Genomic DNA, 16,741 nt, shown 5'->3' with positions numbered 1-16,741 from the left:
GCAGGATCAAACCAAATGGCAATATTTCCGCGACTCATGAGTGCTCGGTTATATGCGGGCCAATTGGTTGTGCGGTAGATTTTGTGTGTAGGCTTCTTCATTTGAAAATTATATCGCTGAAAAAGCCTTTACAGATAGGTTTGTGCAACAAAGCCACACCACGTTAAAATTTGAAAATAAGTAATCTTAAATAAAGGCGCTCTAGCGCCTTTATTTTTATTCAATGCTTCCTTTTTTGTGCTGTCACTGTACAGCCTACCGAAGCACTGATAATCGTGGCCAATGCCAGCCACTGTGTCCACAACAAGGTTTCACCCAGAAACAATAGGCCTGAGAGTGCGGCAATAGCGGGTTCCAAACTCATCAAGGTGCCGAAACTCAGTGCGCTTAAATTACGCAGGGCAATCATTTCCAGTGTGAAAGGCAGGGCATTGGCTAGTACTGCCAAAGCCACAAGATACAGCAAACTCATCGGTTCAAAAGTATGTGCCGGCATGCCTGCAAAGAGCGCAATCGGCATCAAAACCAGCATACCGACAAACATGCCTAAGCAGACAGTATGATTGCCAGAAACGCCTGAAGGTCTTTGGCCGGCAACGATATATAAGGCCCAGCAGGCACCTGCACCCAAGGCGAATGCCATCCCAATCGGGTCAAGCGGCTGGGCAGCCTGATCAAAAGGGAACAGTAGAATTAGCCCTAGAATCGCCAGTCCGACCCAGACAAAGTCGAATTTCTGACGTGCATAAAACAGGGCAACACTTAAGGGGCCAATAAATTCAAAAGAGACGGCAATCCCCAGCGGCAGGCGATCAATCGACAGGTAAAACAGTAGATTCATGCCAGCCAGGGCAAGGCCATAACTGATAATGGCCGGCCACTTGATCTGTCTGAAATGGATTTTCCAAATTTTAAAAATCAGTGCCAAAATCATAGCGCCTAACAGCAGACGCATTGCGGAAACAGTCAGAATGGGAAATTGACCGAACAGATATTTGGCAAAGGAGCCACTGCTTTGCATACTGATCATGGCGATCAACAGAATCAGCGGCGCTTGCACCATCGGTGCGATTTTAAAATTCAGCATGACTAAATAGGTTTCGATTGCTCGAATAGCGGAAGAGCAGCATAAGCTGAAAAAGGTTTAAAAATACAAACCTTAAAAATAAAAAACCACAGCCCGAGAGCTGTGGTTTTTTTACAATATTGAATTAGAACAATACGCGTGCGCGGATTGTACCTTCAACATTCGAAAGCATATCAAGTGCTTCATGAGATGCAGCAGCATCGACATCCATCACCAGGTAACCGACATCACCTTTAGTCATCAGTGACTGACCAGAGATGTTGATGCCTTGTTCAGCAAACAGGTTGTTGATCTTAGACAACACGCCCGGAATATTTTGGTGGATGTGCAGTAAACGGTGTTTGCCTTCAGTCAATGGCAATGCGATTTCTGGGAAGTTCACCGCAGAAAGTGTCATACCCTTGTCAGAATAAGCTACGAATTTCTCAGCTACTTCCAGACCGATGTTCGCTTGCGCTTCCATGGTCGAACCGCCCACATGCGGAGTCAGGATTACGTTTGGCAGGTTGCGCAGTGGAGAAACAAATTCTTCACCGTTTGCTTTAGGTTCTTTCGGGAATACGTCAACCGCAGCACCAGCAATGTGACCAGATTTGATCGCATCTGCCAGGTCTTCGATCACGACACAGGTACCACGTGCCGCGTTAATGAAGATTGAACCTTCTTTCATTTGCGCGAACTGATCTTTAGTCATGAAGTTACGTGTAGACGGAACATCAGGAACGTGTAGGGAAACCACATCGGCATTTGCCAAAAGTTCGCCCAAGCTACCGACTTGACGTGCATTACCTAAAGGCAATTTAGTCACTGTATCGAAATAGATCACTTTCATACCCATGCTTTCAGCAAGTACAGAAAGTTGTGAACCAATTGAACCGTAACCTACGATACCTAAAGTTTTACCACGTGTTTCGAACGAACCAACTGCAGATTTGTTCCAGCCGCCTGTGTGTGTGTCTGCTGATTTTTCAGGTACACGGCGTAGAAGAAGAATTGCTTCAGCAAGTACAAGTTCAGCCACTGAACGCGTATTTGAGTAAGGTGCGTTAAAGACTGGAATACCGCGACGCATTGCAGCATCCAGGTTCACCTGGTTGGTACCGATACAGAAACAACCGACAGCAATCAGTTTGTTCGCAGCTTCAAAGACTTCTTCAGTCAGTTGAGTACGGGAACGAATACCGATGAAGTGAGCATCTTTGATCGCTTCTTTCAACGCTTCACCCTCAAGCGCAGTTTTACGATAGTCGATGTTGGTATATCCAGCAGCATTTAGAGTGTCGATTGCATTCTGGTGAACGCCTTCTAACAACAAGAAACGGATTTTATCTTTAGGTAGAGATAGATGTTGGCTCATTACGGCTCCGCTACAAAGGCCAAATTTAGTCGCGGTATAATAGCACAGGAAAAGCGCACTTATACATTTCCTTAATGACGCTCACATCAGCTATTCTGGCAAGATATATTGATAATAATGATCATGGTGTTTGATTTAAATCTGCATTTTCAAAGGTATATTATCAAAATTGTCATTTTTCGCGGGAAACACCAAAAAATAGCTTATAATATTGCGCCATGCTTTTAAAGCAGCGTGATCCGGTGCTTTAATAATCATGTTTCGCCTGATTTGTATCCATGTTTTTATGCGTAAAAAATGTGCAAATGAACCAGCGAAGTCTCTCTTGTTTAAATCATGCTAGGTCTGCAAACGATGAATGCTCCAGTCGCTTTAACCCCTGAGTTATTGACCCAATTGACTGCAATTGTGGGTGAAAACCGTATTAAAACCGATACGGACAGCCTCCAGAATTGGGGTCGCGATCATACGAAGCACTTTGATCCAAACCCGTCAGTCGTCGTTTTTCCGTCGTCAACTGAGCAAGTTCAAGACATCGTAAAATTGGCGAACCAATTTAATGTTGCAGTGACTCCATCGGGTGGTCGTACCGGTCTTTCTGCAGGTGCTGTCGCAGCCAATGGCGAGATCGTGGTCAGCATGGACAAGATGAACCAGATTCTGGAATTCTTCCCGGCAGACCGCATGGTGCGCGTACAGGCAGGTGTGGTGACTGAACAGTTACAGAACTATGCTGAAGAGCAGGGCATGTATTACCCAGTTGACTTTGCTTCGGCAGGTTCATCGCAAATTGGCGGTAACATCGGCACCAATGCTGGCGGCATTAAAGTGATTAAATATGGCATGACCCGTAACTGGGTGCTTGGCCTGACTGTGGTGACGGGTAAGGGCGATGTATTGCGTCTGAACAAAGGCATGATCAAGAATGCAACCGGTTATGCGCTTCAACATTTATTTATTGGTGGTGAAGGGACGCTGGGTCTGGTGACTGAAGCAGAAATCAAGCTTGAACGTCAACCGCAAGACCTGCAAGTGATGGTACTGGGTGTGCCTGACTTTGATGCGATCATGCCGTTATTGCATGCCTTCCAGGCGAAAATTGACCTGACTGCATTTGAGTTCTTTGGTGAACTGGCGATGCAGAAAGTCTTGGCCCATGGTCACGTGCAACGTCCATTTGAAACTGAATGCCCATTCTATGTATTGCTTGAGTTTGAAGCGCCGTTTGAACCGATTATGGACAAGGCGATGGAAATCTTCGAGCATTGCATGGAACAAGGTTGGGTGCTGGACGGCGTAATGAGCCAAACCCTGGATCAGGTAGAAAGTTTATGGCGTTTACGTGAAGATATTTCTGAATCTATCGCGCCATTTATTCCATACAAAAATGACATTTCCGTTCTGATCACGCACGTTCCTGCATTCATTAAAGAAATTGATGCGATTGTATCGACGAATTACCCAGACTTTGAAATCTGCTGGTTCGGTCATATCGGTGACGGTAACTTGCACTTAAATATCTTAAAACCTGCTGATTTGTCTAAAGATGAATTCTTTGCCAAATGTCAGGTGGTGAACAAGTATGTCTTTGATACCGTGAAAAAATATGACGGTTCAATTTCTGCGGAACATGGTGTGGGCATGACCAAGAAGCCATATCTTGAATATTCGCGTTCGGCGGAAGAAATTGAATATATGAAAGCCCTGAAAAAAGTGTTCGATCCAAATGGCATCATGAACCCGGGTAAACTTTTCGATCTTTAATCGGTCGGAATTGAAAAAAGCGCATCGAAAGGTGCGCTTTTTTATTGCTGTGTAAATACAGTTACAGAGTCTAAATGGTTTTGTACTAAGAAGCTCGGCATGATGGGTTGGAATAAGAATGACGATAAAGGGTTAAATAATATGTTCCGGATATTGGCAGTCGCAACTCTCGCTTTTGGTATATTGGGTTCAGGCTGTGCAACTGCTCAACAGGTCATTGCAAAGGTACAGTCGTCTTCGGACACGCCTTTGGAACAGGTTTTACAATTAAGACCGGATTTACGCAAGGAACTGGCAACGGTTGAATTACGGCAGTTCTTTGACAAGGTAGAGTCGCCCACGATTGGACAGGTCAAAGTCACTGAAACCGGTTTAATGGATGATTCGGTACATTCGGTACAGACCATTTATTATTTTAAACGGGAAGATAACAGCTGGATGCTGGAAAACACCGAGAAGTTGTATCGTTGTGCAAGAGGTTCAAATACCAAGACTTTCCAGAAAGCGGTCTGTCCATAATAGTGTTTGATCTTTAGGCAGTTTTTGGTTAAAAGCGTATCTAGGTGATGCGCTTTTTTATTTTTGGGGAACTATAAAAATGAATATTTTAATTGTGGGGAATGGTTTTGATTTGTCGCATTATTTGCCGACGAAGTATGACCATTTTATGGATGTCATGGAGGCTATTGAAAATAAAGAATTAGGTAAGCCTCTTAATGATTTAGTGACAAGTCATTTCGAAAACGTAGGTGACCTTATTGTTAAATTTTTACAATTGAAGAAAGCAATTAATCCTCAGACTTATGAAATGAATTTTGATGAACTTTTTAGTCAGTGTCGAGATAGGAATTTTATTACGAAAACAAAGCAAATTTACGTGACAGATAATATTAAGTTATCCTTTGAAAAAATTGTAGAAATCCAATTTCTATTAAAAAATAATGCTTGGTATCAATATTTTAAGAATCATGTGAAAGAGATAAAAACATGGATCGATTTCGAACAAAAAATTTATGAAGCGTTGAGAGCTATAAGTATATTCATAGATAAGATAAATGAAAAAATTGATGAGATTGGTTACTGCTCCGACCATATTAATCATTCTGGAGAATGTGAAAAAAGTCAAATTTTTATAAAAGCTGAATACTGTAAAATTTTAGAAAGTTTAAATCTTTTAAAATCAGGCTATTATGGAGATGGTGAGGATGAGGATGAATATGGAAGAAAATTCACGAGACCTTATGAAACTGGTAATGGTTTCGATGATTATAGGTTTTATATCAAGGATGAAATTAATTCCTATAAACATGGATATCAGAAAATTGATGAGCACATAATCTTAGAAAATTTGCAAAAATCTTTAGATAACTTTATAGAAATATTTAATCTATATTTAACATTAGTTGTGGATAATTTAGATCCTAAAGTTGATTTTATGATTAATAAAAGTGATTGGATAAATCTAGATCAAATTTATTCATTCAACTACACTAATAGCTTCTTAAGATTTTATAAATTAATTCAGATTGATTTTTTACATGGACAACTTGGTGAAGACCAAAATATAGTTTTAGGTGTATCAGAAATTGAAAATGAATCAATAAAAAAAATAAAGGCATATGGGTTCACTAAATATCACCAAAAAATTTTAAAAAATACACAATATATTTTTTTACATGATCTAAAAAATCAAATTAAAAATTTAACTGATACTATTGATGAGACAAGAAAAAGTCTTCTTGATGATTGGAAGACAAATGAGATGAAGGATAGTGATAGAAACTTTATTCAAGTAAATAGACAAAAATTGGAACAATTAAAAGGAAAAATATTTATTTGGGGGCACTCTCTCGATATCTCAGATAAAAATTATATCAATGAAATATTTGAAATGAATGAAAGTGAGAAATTTTTTGAAGTAATAGTCTTTTATCATAATAAACAAGCAAACTTTGAGTTGTTAGCTAATTTAATTCATATATTAGGTAAGGATAAAATTGAATTTTGGATGAAAAATAAGTGGCTTAAATTTGAGCCTAATCCTGAAGTAAATTTTCAAACTGAAAACAAAATAGAGTTAGAGCAAGTATCCTGAAACTGAAGAAGTAAATCTGCTAAAATTTCTTCTTTCTATTTTAGACAAAGTTCAGTCTGTTAAAACGGGCAGACTGACAATAAAAACTCCCATGCAAAATATCCAGACCCAAAAACTGACTCGTGCCACACTCATGTTTCCGCTGGCACTGGTCCTATTTGAATTCTCAGTCTATATCTGTAATGACCTGATTCAGCCGGCCATGCTGTCGATTACCCGTGACTTTGGGGTAAGCAGTTCTTGGGCGCCATCTTCCATGTCCTTTTTCCTGTTGGGTGGGGCATTTGTCGCAGCGATTCTGGGACCTTTGTCCGATCGTCTTGGACGTAAAATGGTACTGCTGGGTGGTGTGGCATTTTTCACGATTAGCTGTCTGGCTATTTTATTAACACCCAATATCGAAAGTTTCTTATTCCTGCGCTTTTTACAGGGCTTTGGCCTGTCCTTTATTACCGCCGTTGGTTATGCCGCCATTCAGGAAAGCTTTGAAGAGCGTGATGCCATCAAAGTCATGGCACTGATGGCCAATGTGTCTTTGCTGGCACCTTTGCTAGGACCAGTGCTGGGTGCCTTTATGATTGATCATATCTCTTGGCATTGGGGCTTTATCGGTATCGCATTTCTGTCATTTCTGAGCTGGTTCGGCCTGAAAGCCAAAATGCCAAACCTGAACGTCAGTATTCCCAGACAGCCGGTCAGCTATATTCTGGATGACTTTAAACAGGTTTTAAAAAATAAACGCTTTGTGATCATGACTGTAGCCTTGCCTTTGGTGAGTCTGCCCTTGATGTTATGGATTGCCCTGTCACCCGTGATTCTGGTCGAGCAATTTGGATTCAGTAGTGTGCAATATGGTCTGGCGCAGTTTCCGGTCTTGGGCGGTCTGATTGCAGGTAATCTGATTCTGCTGAAAATTATCGATAAAATACCGCTGGGCAAAACCGTATTATTGGGTCTGCCATTGATGCTGTTAGGTGCAGGTTTATTGATGTTGGGCTTATTGATTCCAGAGTATTTTGTCCATTGCCTGATTATCGGTACCACCTGTATCAGTCTCGGTGAGGGCGTAAGTTTCTCGGTACTATACCGTTTTGCACTGATGTCTTCAGAAGTGTCCAAAGGTACGGTGGCTGCGACGGTTTCTATTATCCTGATGCTCAGCTTTTTTGTGGTAATTGAAGCAGTAAGAATGGCATATGAAGCTTATGATATCTGGGCCTACTGTGCTGCCTCTTTGATTCTGATTGCACTCTGGTTTACTTTGCCACGCATGCAACTCAAACAGTTAATGCTGGAAAGACAGGAGCGTGGGGAGTTTTGATTCCTTATTAAGGGAAATTATAAATTATTGAAATCATATGTTCAGTATTGAATTTCCCTCTCCTTTTAGGAGAGGGCTAGGGTGAGGTTAAGTATTTAATAAGTTCCCTCTCTCTAACTCTCTCCCAAAGGGAGAGAGAATTTTCTTTTGACTGATCTAATTATATTAGGATTCTACAATTAAGCTTCAGCGGGCTGTTCCAGCTTCTTTAGTTTCATATCAAACAGGAATGGACCGAAAGGCAGAATCGAAGCGATTAAACCCAGCACAAACATGCTGAGAGACCATTTCTGTTTTTCACATACCGCAAATAATACCCCCAGAAACAATACAAAAAGTACGCCATGACCCATACCGATATATTTCACTAAAATCGGATTATCCATCATATATTTCACTGGCATCGCGATAAATAACAGCAGCAGGAATGAAATCCCTTCAAGCAAACCGACCAGACGCAAAGTTTTGATGTTCATAATACATATTGATTTAACCGAATTAGTTCTGAGTGTACCGAATATCACCTGAATATTGAATCTTAATAATAAAGATATATTCAATATTTTTAATAAGTTATAACCAAGTAAGGCAGTTGGTTATTTAATCTCGGCACCTAATAATTCGTGACGTAATTTTAGTAATTCCGGTAAGGTTTCCAACAATAAACTGATCTGTTTCAACACCAAAAGCAGATGTGCTGACTGGTTTTCCTGGGTACTTAAGCGTTGAATTTCTGCCAGTTTATGATCGATGTCGTAGGTATCTAAAGGCTGTTGTTGCAGCAATACCCCAGTTAAGGTTTGCTGGCACCAGTGCATTAAATCCAGAATTTGTGTATCAGTAACCTGCTCACGGTGACTCCCCAATGCTGCAATATAACTGAGTTGGCTATGACTATAGACCAGATAGCGAAAGGCACTTTTGACCAGTTGCGGATCTGGATTCGGTTCGGTACTCAGGCTTGAAATCATGCTGGATAAATCAATCTGTGCATTGTGGGCCAGACGCCGTGCAGTCCGGTAAGCAATACTGTTATCTTTACCGTTTCGATATTGCTCGACCACTGCAGAAAAATAGTTCAGTGTTGCATGTGATGATTTTTTGATATTGCTGGAAATATTACGAAAATTCCAGTCAGGCCAGATCCAGCTTACTGCCATCCAGGCAATCAGACAGCCTATGAGGGTATCAATGATACGTGGCAAAATGATCGCGTAACCGGCACCTTTCAGGTTGAAGATCAGGAGTACCATCAATGTCGCCATGAGAGTGGCCATGGCATATTTTTTGGAACGTAGATAGAAAAAACCGACACCAAAAATTACTGTCAAGAATAACTGTCCTTCGACACTTGGTACAAAATACAGGATGGGAACACCCAGTATCACCCCCAATAACGTTCCGAGAGTTCGCAATTTGAGCCGGCTTTTGGTGGCAAAATAACTGATCTGACAGACAAAAAGGCTGGTCAGTAAAATCCAGTAGCCATTTTTCGCAAAGGGTAATAATGAAATGGCATAGCCGACTAGAAACACAATGGCAATCCGCACCGCATGCCGAAAGAGTGCCGATTGCGGACTCAAGTGCGGTTTGAGTTTCAGCCAGAAATCTGTGCTATCGCGAATATCATCATCAAACAGACTCAGGTCATCAAAATGCTGCTGATAGCGTGGCTTATACAGCGCCTGTTGATCATGCAGGTGTTGTAACTGCTCATATACACTCAGCAGATTGGCCAGAATAAGCTGTAAATTTTTAACTTCAATATTTTGTGGGTGTTGAGCAATCCAGTCCTGCATCGACTCCTGTAAATGTTTTAATGCCAGTTCATCATCTGTAGACAGGTAAAATTTCTCATTGCGCAGTACACATTCTGCCAAATGCTGACAGGCAAGGGCTTGCAGACGGATATTTTTCTGAATCCGGAAAATCAGGTCAGTGCGGCTAAAATGCTGTTCGATCTGTTCATAATGCAGATAATTCGCGGTGGCCTGTTCATGAATATCCTGCATCAAAAAATACAGATTCAGCCAGTAAATGGTATTACGATTGGCACGCGAAGCTTTGAGTCGGGTCAATAGCGAATCTTTGCTACGGTTAAAACTCTGAATGACTAAAGTATTTTTAAGTGACAACTCATAGAGCAGGGTTTCAACATTTGGATGCTGGTCTGGATCAAACAGTTTGGCTTTACTCAGCAGTAAATCCGACATGTGCTGCAAGCTTTGTGCGAGATTTTCCTGAACCTGCAAAGTAGGACGCAGCAGAAAAAAAAGAATAGACGTCAGGCCGTACCATAGCGCCCCAATGACAAAATAAAGCGGCTGTTCATACCAGTGCTGATATTCGCCCAGGCCGAACATGGTATAGATTGACAGTAAAATGGTGCCAAATGAAATTGTGGCATAACGTTGGCCTAAGGCACCCATTAGCATAAACAGCGCACTCGACAGTGATAGCCACAGTGCAAACCAGAATTTATGCGGAGCAAGAAATTCCAGAATACTGCTGACACTAAAAAACAGAATGATGACCAGTAACAGGTTGCGCAAACGCAGGCTTAGCCGGTCATCAAAATCAGTCAGTGCCGTGGCAATTGCCCCTAAAGTTACTGGAACGATCAAGGACTCATAACCCAGAAATTTCAGACCGAAAGTGGTACCTAAAAACACCAGCAGGATCTGCAGGCAATAAGTCATCAGCGCACTGGACTGAAAGGGCAGCAGGACAGGTTTTATAATTTTAACAAAAGTAGCAGTCGCAGGTCGGGCAGCATTCACAAGGACAGGATCCGGAAAGTAAAAACGCAAAGTTCTGAATGCAATTTAGACGCCAAAATAAAAGAAAAATCCATGAAAAAAACGAGCATAGTGCCCGTTTTTTCTATTTAGTCATTGGCATGAAGGTGTTTAGATCACACCACAGGCAATACGTTCACCGCCGCCGCCCAAGGGTAATGGGTTGTCGGAATAGTTATCGCCACCGGCATGAACCATAATCGCACGACCCTGAACATCAGCCAATTTCAGACGTGGCGCAAGCAGGGTCACACGTGCAGTTCCGTCAGTATTGACTTTCAATGCGGGTAAATCACCTAAGTGACCTGTCACTGGTGTACCGTGATGCGGTGCCTGATTTGGATTGTAATGGCTACCTGCAGCCAGTGCTGCACCCATCTTGCCGTCTTTCATGGCAGGCGCGCATGAACCATTTTCATGAATATGGAAACCGCGTTCACCCGCAGGAAGTTGTTTCAGGTTGGTACGAATGACCAGACCGGCTGGGCTGTCACTGAGTAATACGGTCCCAATCTCTTGGCCCACACCTTGAGCAGTTACAGCATTCACAGTTACTGCTCTGACCACTTCATTTGATGGGGAGGTTGATGCACAACCGGTAAAAAGTGCGGCGCTTAACGCGCAAAGTGTCGTAATTTTAAACAATGAAGACATGATTTTGGCATCCTGATCTTTATTCTGTTTTGTGAGTTCATTTAAACAGAGCAAGATCAGAAGCTCTATATAGAATCAGTACTTAAATGTTTTGTTTTGTTTAAGTCGATTCTATCTATGCTTTAAGGTGCTTTGGGCGGTGTGCCCTTGGGTTCTGGATCAATCTCATGTGCCATGGTGGCTTTAGGCATCATTAAAGGTTCATTCAGATTACTTTCATGTAACCATTCACGCCAGATTGCAAGCAGCACAGCCAGAATCACCGGGCCAATAAACACCCCGACCAGACCAAAACTGGCAATACCACCCAAGACTCCAAACATGATCAGCAGGAAAGGAATCTGGGTTGCGCCAGAAATCACCAATGGACGAATGACGTTGTCGGCGGTGCTGACAATACAGACACCCCAGACCATGACCCCAATGGCTTCAATGGTTTGTCCTTGTGAAAACAGCCATAGCGCCACCGCACTATAGGCGAGGGGTGGGCCAAAGGGAATCAGGGCAAAAATAAAGGTCACAATGGTTAAAACCATCGGATTCGGAACACCTGCAACAAAATAGCTCAGACCTGCCAATAATGACTGTGCAATCGCAGTCAGACCAACCCCATAGACCACGGCACGTGTAGTTGCAGAGATGGTAGAAAAATAATGATGTACACGGGGGCCGACCACCATTTCAAAGGCTTTACGCACCTGATTTAAAATGGTCTGACCATCACGGTAGAAGAAAAACAGCGAAAGTACCGCAAAACATAATTTAAAGATGTTTTTGCTAACTTCATTCAACACCACTTTGCCGTAATTCAGATGGCCTTGAATCCAAGTCGATACCGACAGTGCAATACTCTGCGGATCAGTATTGATTTCATTTAAGGTTCGGGTAATTTCCTTGCCCACAATCGGAAGCCCGCGAATAAAATCTGGAACATTCAGGTGACCGGAAAAAACCTGTCGCTGCAATTCAAAATACAGGTTACGACCTTCGTGCTGCAGCATGAAAATGGCGAAAATAAATGGCAGACCAAAGACCAGAATCACGGCCAAGATCATTACGGTTGCGCTTAATGTCGGTCGATTGCCGCACAGGCGTAACACCGACTGATACAAGGGCCAAGTCATATAGGCAATAATGGCTGCCCAAACTACAGGAATGATGAAATACTTGAGTATATGAAAACTCAAAAAAATCAGGATAAAGAACAATCCAAATAATAAGACTTTTTGTAATGTAGGCGCGTACTGTTGCACTGAATTTAATGACTCATTTTTTAGGTCGTGTTCAGGCATATTAACTGAAAAAAAAGCGATCGAAAATGATAGCTAGCCAAGTAGCGAGATTATTTTCCCAAAGCTATACCACGATTCAGAGGATTGACTCAAAACCACTGACTCGGATCATCAATAATGGCATTCAGTACCGGTTGCCATTGAGCCTGCAGTTCCCGGTAGATTTTCTGAGGTTTATCAAAGACGGACAGGCCTTCCATAGCCAGTCGGCTATAAGGGGCACGTTCCGAAATCCAGGCCACTGGCTGCTGGTCGATCTTGTCAAAAAACTGCTGTATGTCCTGATTGCTGGCGGCATTTGGTTTGGTACGGTTGGCCAAAAGTAAAATTTCAACCTTGCCCTTACGGATGCGTTTAATATCCTGCAAATGCTTGAGAAAACGGCGGGTTGAGTCGATGTCAAAAAAAGAAGGCTGGATCGGGATAATAATCGCATGTGCTTCACTGATCAGCTGTTCGGCATGATCGTCGGTCAAAGCACCTGGTGCATCAATAATCAGGTATTCGATCTGTTTCGGCGCATCACCAATGGACTTGCTATTGCGCCAGTCCAGACTTTGGATCTGCGCTGCCTGTGCCGGACGATGCTTGAGCCATTGCAATGTTGATTTCTGGTTGTCGGCATCGGCCAATGCCACCTTATAACCCTTTTGTGCGAGTGCTGACGCCAAACTAATGGCTGTCATGGTTTTGCCACAACCGCCTTTCTGATTCGCAACTAAAATTGTTTTCATGACTCAAGGTGATTTTATTCTGTTCCGGCCTAGCATATCATTCTTTTCAAGTATGCAAATGGCCGAAGTCCTCAACTTCAGTCGAATGCGATGCTATAAAAATCAGGCAAATTAGGAAGATTGAATGTCCATATGGATGGCCATGTTGATTGGCGCATGTATCGGGGTGGTATTGACCACTATTATTTTAAGTCAGACGCGCAATGGACGGATCAAGGCCGAATATGAGCAGTATATTGCCGAGCTGGAACTGGAGCATCAGCAGTCCCTCATTGCCGCGCAAAAACGCAGCGTGAATACCAGCCGTGCCGTTCTCAAAGGAAAAATGGCGGAACAGCTCGCGCCGATCATGCCGGAATTTCAATATCTGCCGAGTGATGCTAAGTTTCTGGGTGATCCGGTGGATTATGTGGTCTTTGATGGCTATACCGATTTTCGTGATGGCGAAGGCGACGCTGAAGATATTGAAGTGGTTTTGATTGACATTAAAAGTGGCGGAGCACGTCTGACCAAAGGCCAGCAAGCCATTGCCCGTGCGGTTCAGGAAGGGCGGGTACGTTTTGAAACCATTCGGATTGATTTTCAGGATTGACCAAAATCCAGTGAAGAATAAAAAATTATGCAAAAATTACTGATCACTGCGCTGCTGTTTATGCTAGGACTCTGGGTGTGGAATGAATTTTTTCGTGCCATTCCGCATCTGCAAGAAAAGGGCGTACTTAAAAACTTTAAAGTAGAACCCGTTAAGCGCATTTCCGCGACTTATATTGTGCATGATCACCGTTTCGTAAAACCTGATCGTCGGGTGCTGCATCAGGCCAGCCCTGTGGTGGGGCATTTTAATGATCTGGCCTATCTGAGTAATATTGATGTGCTGTTGCTGACTCAACCGCTGCCCGCTATACAGGCAAAACTGGAGTTTGATGAAGCAAAACGTTGCTATCAGCTCGAAGGACAAACCAATAAAGCGGAGCGTGACTTCGTCAATACGCATGTACAGTATTTTAGTCTGATTGCTGCCACTGAAAAAATTGCCGATCAGATTCGCCGGCTAAAATCGGGGCAGAAAATCACGCTCACTGGTGATCTGGTGACAGTTCATTCAGGCACGACTGGACAAGAATTCCGGGTCGGGACGGGCTCTGAATATCGTGCTCATTGTCAGTTGCTGCAAGTAACCCACCTTCAGCCACACTAAATATAAGATGGTCGTAAATTAGCTTCCTAGTTTACGAACACGTGCTAACAACATACGTTGGCCAATCTTGGGTATACCTTCCGCATCTACATAATTTAAAGTTTCTATTTCAAAACCGGTTTCCAGCAAGGCGGTCTCAATATCCCGATTCAGATGACAGCCATCTGCGACTTTCTTTTGAATGGGAGTGAGTAAATGTTGTAGACGCTGAATATTTAAATTTTGTCGATTCAGAACATGTTCGACCACATGTAAAGTCCCACCCGGTTGTAGCACACGATAAATTTCCTGCAGGCTCTGTTCCAGCTCTGCAATACTACAAAGCGTCCAGGTAGACACAATATTTTCCACACTATTTTCGGCAAAAGGCAAAAGTTCTACGCTGGACTGAATATGCTCAACCTGAAACCCTGCCTGTTGAATTCGCGCTTCTGCCAGTTTGAAGATCGTCGGGTTTGGTTCTAGTGCATAGACCTTATCAACCGATTGATAAAAAGGCAGATTCAGGCCGGTACCAAAACCAATTTCCAGTACTTCACCGGAAATATCCAAAAGTAGTTCACGACGCAAGTCCATCAAGGATGGCGTTTGCATCACTTGATTCAGCAGATGCGGAAAGATATGTTGTTGATAAAGTTTATACAGCATTTGAGTTATTTTAATTTGATGGAAATACGTTCTAGCTTAACTGAAAAATAAAATGACAGGCATATATCGAGCTGACTAAATACGTGCAGTTTGTTACCAAGTTCAACTGTTTATTCATTAAAAAATCCGTAAGATCAAGGAAGATATCCTTAAAACGTTTGATCAACTTGATTAGGATTAGATTAAAAATTATGCTCAAATACTTTAAACATTATGCTTTGCTGGCCAGCCTGTTGCTGCCTATTTCGGGCTATAGCTCGGTCGACCACAATATTGCCAAAGGTTTGCCTCCTGTCGTTAAAGGCCAGTCAATTTCGGTCTTGCAGCCCTTTAAAGGTGATTTCCGTATTCTGGGTTCCAAGGTTTATAGTTCTGACCCGCAAGCCAAATTCTCTCCGATTGATTATGCCGTCAGTTGGGGGCTGTTTGCTGAACCTGAAATTGCCCGACATATCACGGTCAATCAATATGACCGCTATTTGAACTGGAAAATGGATCGGGTGCCAGTGCCGGTAGAACAAGCCAAGCAGATGGTGTCCAATATGCATATCATTCCTGCCAATCCTGAAATTGCCAAGGCAATTAAAAAAGTAAAGCGTGGCGATCTGGTGCGTATGCAAGGGGAACTGGTTGAAGTGCGTGACAAAGATCTGGTCTGGAAATCGTCTTTAACGCCGACCGATACGGGTGATGGTGCCTGTGAAGTTTTCCGCGTCAGTTCCATTAAGTGGATTGAAAAAGTCGGTAAGAGCTAAAACAGACATCCTATACACTTCTGAGTTGTATAAAAAACCGCTCCTTTGAGCGGTTTTTTTATCTGCTTAGTACTTACTTCGCAGTTAAAGCCTGACCTTCAAAGGCAATTCCATCCCAGCCATTGAGCATAAACTGGCGGATATTCTGATGATCAGTCGCCTCTGGCGTCGCCAGTACAGAAGCATAATGCTCAGCAAACAGGCTTAAGGTCTGTGCCTGATCCAGACCATTTAATTGTGCAAAAGAAAAGACTTTGGCGCTGCCCTGGTTTTCTGTGGCCGCATTATTCTGCTGGCCATTTTTAAATGCAGTCGGTGTATGCGTATAACGCGATTCGATATAAGTAATCACATCTGCAAATTTTGCTTCGCCTGCTGCCAACTGGGCCAATAAATCCTGTGCCATGCTGTTTTTCCTGTGCCATTCATGAAAATTGGATGCAATAAATATAGCAATTTTCTTGCGAAGTTCCATGGTATTTCATTGATTTTCGGTTCAAGATAACAGTGAAAATTATCCATGATGAATATGAAACTTTGGATAAAATAAACTTGATCAATAAATAGAACAGGAAAAAAATATGGGCTGGCTTTGGGTGGCAATGGGTGGGGCAATCGGTGCCAGTCTGCGTTATGCAGCCGGACTTTGGCTGTTCAAACCACAAATGCAATTTCCTTGGCCCACCTGGTGGATCAATATTCTGGGCTGTTTATGTGCCGGGATTTTTTTTGCCTGTAGCCAAAAGTATCCAGTACTCCAACAAGAAGCTCGTCTGTTTTTAATGGTGGGAATTCTCGGTGGTTTTACCACATTTTCCAGTTTCGGTCTGGAAAGCTTTTTGTTATTCAAGCAAGGTGCTATGGGCCTAGCGCTGTTATATGCATTATCCAGCTTAATTGTCGGCATTATTGTTCTGGCGCTGGGCTTTTATTTAACTTCAATCGTATTGGCACAGAGTTAAAATAAGCGCATAAAAAAGTCAGGAAATTGGAGGTCATTTCCTGACATAAACCACGATTTAAATCTTAAGATAACTG

Annotated in this window: 17 protein-coding genes and 1 pseudogene; 8 read left to right on the top strand and 10 right to left on the bottom strand. The window is 42.5% G+C overall.

The features are described 5' to 3' along the window. The 3 genes and pseudogenes from NI470_RS13735 to serA all read right to left on the bottom strand — a co-directional run. Positions 1-101: pseudogene (locus NI470_RS13735) on the bottom strand (IS5/IS1182 family transposase); the annotation flags it as partial. Positions 102-220: 119 nt separating this feature from the next. Beyond that, entirely contained in the window at positions 221-1,087 is an 867-nt protein-coding gene (locus NI470_RS13730) for an EamA family transporter (protein WP_253148695.1), read from the bottom strand. Between the two features lie 124 nt (positions 1,088-1,211). Beyond that, a complete protein-coding gene (serA, locus tag NI470_RS13725; protein WP_005108551.1) occupies positions 1,212-2,444 on the bottom strand; it encodes a phosphoglycerate dehydrogenase in 1,233 nt (410 codons plus the stop codon). A gap of 354 nt (positions 2,445-2,798) precedes the next feature. Between serA and NI470_RS13720 the strand changes: the two genes are divergently transcribed. The 4 genes from NI470_RS13720 to craA all read left to right on the top strand — a co-directional run bounded on the left by NI470_RS13720 (position 2,799) and on the right by craA (position 7,624). Continuing rightward, entirely contained in the window at positions 2,799-4,208 is a 1,410-nt protein-coding gene (locus NI470_RS13720; RefSeq protein ID WP_253148697.1) for an FAD-binding oxidoreductase, read from the top strand. Between the two features lie 141 nt (positions 4,209-4,349). Beyond that, a complete protein-coding gene (locus NI470_RS13715) occupies positions 4,350-4,727 on the top strand; it encodes a hypothetical protein (RefSeq protein WP_253148724.1) in 378 nt (125 codons plus the stop codon). A 79-nt stretch (positions 4,728-4,806) separates the two neighbouring features. Next, positions 4,807-6,303 (top strand): AbiH family protein, encoded by a 1,497-nt coding sequence (locus NI470_RS13710; RefSeq protein WP_005249830.1) that lies wholly within the window; start codon positions 4,807-4,809, stop codon positions 6,301-6,303. A 91-nt stretch (positions 6,304-6,394) separates the two neighbouring features. Beyond that, on the top strand, positions 6,395-7,624 hold the full coding sequence (craA, locus tag NI470_RS13705; protein ID WP_253148699.1) for a chloramphenicol efflux MFS transporter CraA: 1,230 nt from the start codon (positions 6,395-6,397) through the stop codon (positions 7,622-7,624). A gap of 179 nt (positions 7,625-7,803) precedes the next feature. Here craA and NI470_RS13700 read toward each other — a convergent pair whose 3' ends face one another. From NI470_RS13700 to NI470_RS13680, 5 genes are all read right to left on the bottom strand, one after another. After that, a complete protein-coding gene (locus NI470_RS13700; protein ID WP_253148701.1) occupies positions 7,804-8,100 on the bottom strand; it encodes a DUF3817 domain-containing protein in 297 nt (98 codons plus the stop codon). Positions 8,101-8,220: 120 nt separating this feature from the next. Continuing rightward, entirely contained in the window at positions 8,221-10,404 is a 2,184-nt protein-coding gene (yccS, locus tag NI470_RS13695) for a YccS family putative transporter (RefSeq protein WP_253148703.1), read from the bottom strand. Between the two features lie 129 nt (positions 10,405-10,533). Next, positions 10,534-11,076 carry a superoxide dismutase family protein gene (gene sodC, locus NI470_RS13690; protein ID WP_004732359.1) on the bottom strand — a complete coding sequence of 181 codons (543 nt, stop codon included), beginning with the start codon at positions 11,074-11,076 and terminating at the stop codon, positions 10,534-10,536. A gap of 122 nt (positions 11,077-11,198) precedes the next feature. Then, positions 11,199-12,329, bottom strand: coding sequence for an AI-2E family transporter (locus tag NI470_RS13685; protein ID WP_253100510.1), 1,131 nt, complete (start codon positions 12,327-12,329; stop codon positions 11,199-11,201). Positions 12,330-12,457: 128 nt separating this feature from the next. Then, positions 12,458-13,102 carry a ParA family protein gene (locus tag NI470_RS13680; RefSeq protein WP_005249839.1) on the bottom strand — a complete coding sequence of 215 codons (645 nt, stop codon included), beginning with the start codon at positions 13,100-13,102 and terminating at the stop codon, positions 12,458-12,460. A gap of 124 nt (positions 13,103-13,226) precedes the next feature. Between NI470_RS13680 and NI470_RS13675 the strand changes: the two genes are divergently transcribed. Together NI470_RS13675 and NI470_RS13670 are read left to right on the top strand one after the other, a co-directional pair. Further along, positions 13,227-13,694 (top strand): Holliday junction resolvase-like protein, encoded by a 468-nt coding sequence (locus NI470_RS13675; protein WP_004645008.1) that lies wholly within the window; start codon positions 13,227-13,229, stop codon positions 13,692-13,694. Between the two features lie 27 nt (positions 13,695-13,721). Continuing rightward, positions 13,722-14,300 (top strand): hypothetical protein, encoded by a 579-nt coding sequence (locus tag NI470_RS13670; RefSeq protein ID WP_004732353.1) that lies wholly within the window; start codon positions 13,722-13,724, stop codon positions 14,298-14,300. An 18-nt stretch (positions 14,301-14,318) separates the two neighbouring features. On the opposite strand, the gene NI470_RS13665 is transcribed toward NI470_RS13670, so the two are convergent. Continuing rightward, on the bottom strand, positions 14,319-14,948 hold the full coding sequence (locus tag NI470_RS13665) for a class I SAM-dependent methyltransferase (protein WP_253148705.1): 630 nt from the start codon (positions 14,946-14,948) through the stop codon (positions 14,319-14,321). 191 nt (positions 14,949-15,139) lie between these two features. On the opposite strand from NI470_RS13665, the gene NI470_RS13660 reads away from it, so the two are divergent. Continuing rightward, positions 15,140-15,703 (top strand): hypothetical protein, encoded by a 564-nt coding sequence (locus NI470_RS13660; RefSeq protein WP_005101258.1) that lies wholly within the window; start codon positions 15,140-15,142, stop codon positions 15,701-15,703. A 73-nt stretch (positions 15,704-15,776) separates the two neighbouring features. Here NI470_RS13660 and NI470_RS13655 read toward each other — a convergent pair whose 3' ends face one another. Continuing rightward, positions 15,777-16,109 (bottom strand): HopJ type III effector protein, encoded by a 333-nt coding sequence (locus tag NI470_RS13655; RefSeq protein ID WP_005101257.1) that lies wholly within the window; start codon positions 16,107-16,109, stop codon positions 15,777-15,779. Positions 16,110-16,284: 175 nt separating this feature from the next. On the opposite strand from NI470_RS13655, the gene crcB reads away from it, so the two are divergent. Continuing rightward, positions 16,285-16,665: a fluoride efflux transporter CrcB gene (crcB, locus tag NI470_RS13650; RefSeq protein ID WP_005101255.1), complete on the top strand. Its 381-nt coding sequence runs from the start codon at positions 16,285-16,287 to the stop codon at positions 16,663-16,665. Positions 16,666-16,741 lie beyond the last annotated feature (76 nt).

The organism is Acinetobacter lwoffii (assembly GCF_024129115.1).
GTDB classification, from domain to species: Bacteria; Pseudomonadota; Gammaproteobacteria; order Pseudomonadales; family Moraxellaceae; genus Acinetobacter; species Acinetobacter lwoffii_T.
Note: the sequence above shows the minus strand (reverse complement) of the source record. Positions and strands in the feature narration are given on the sequence as shown.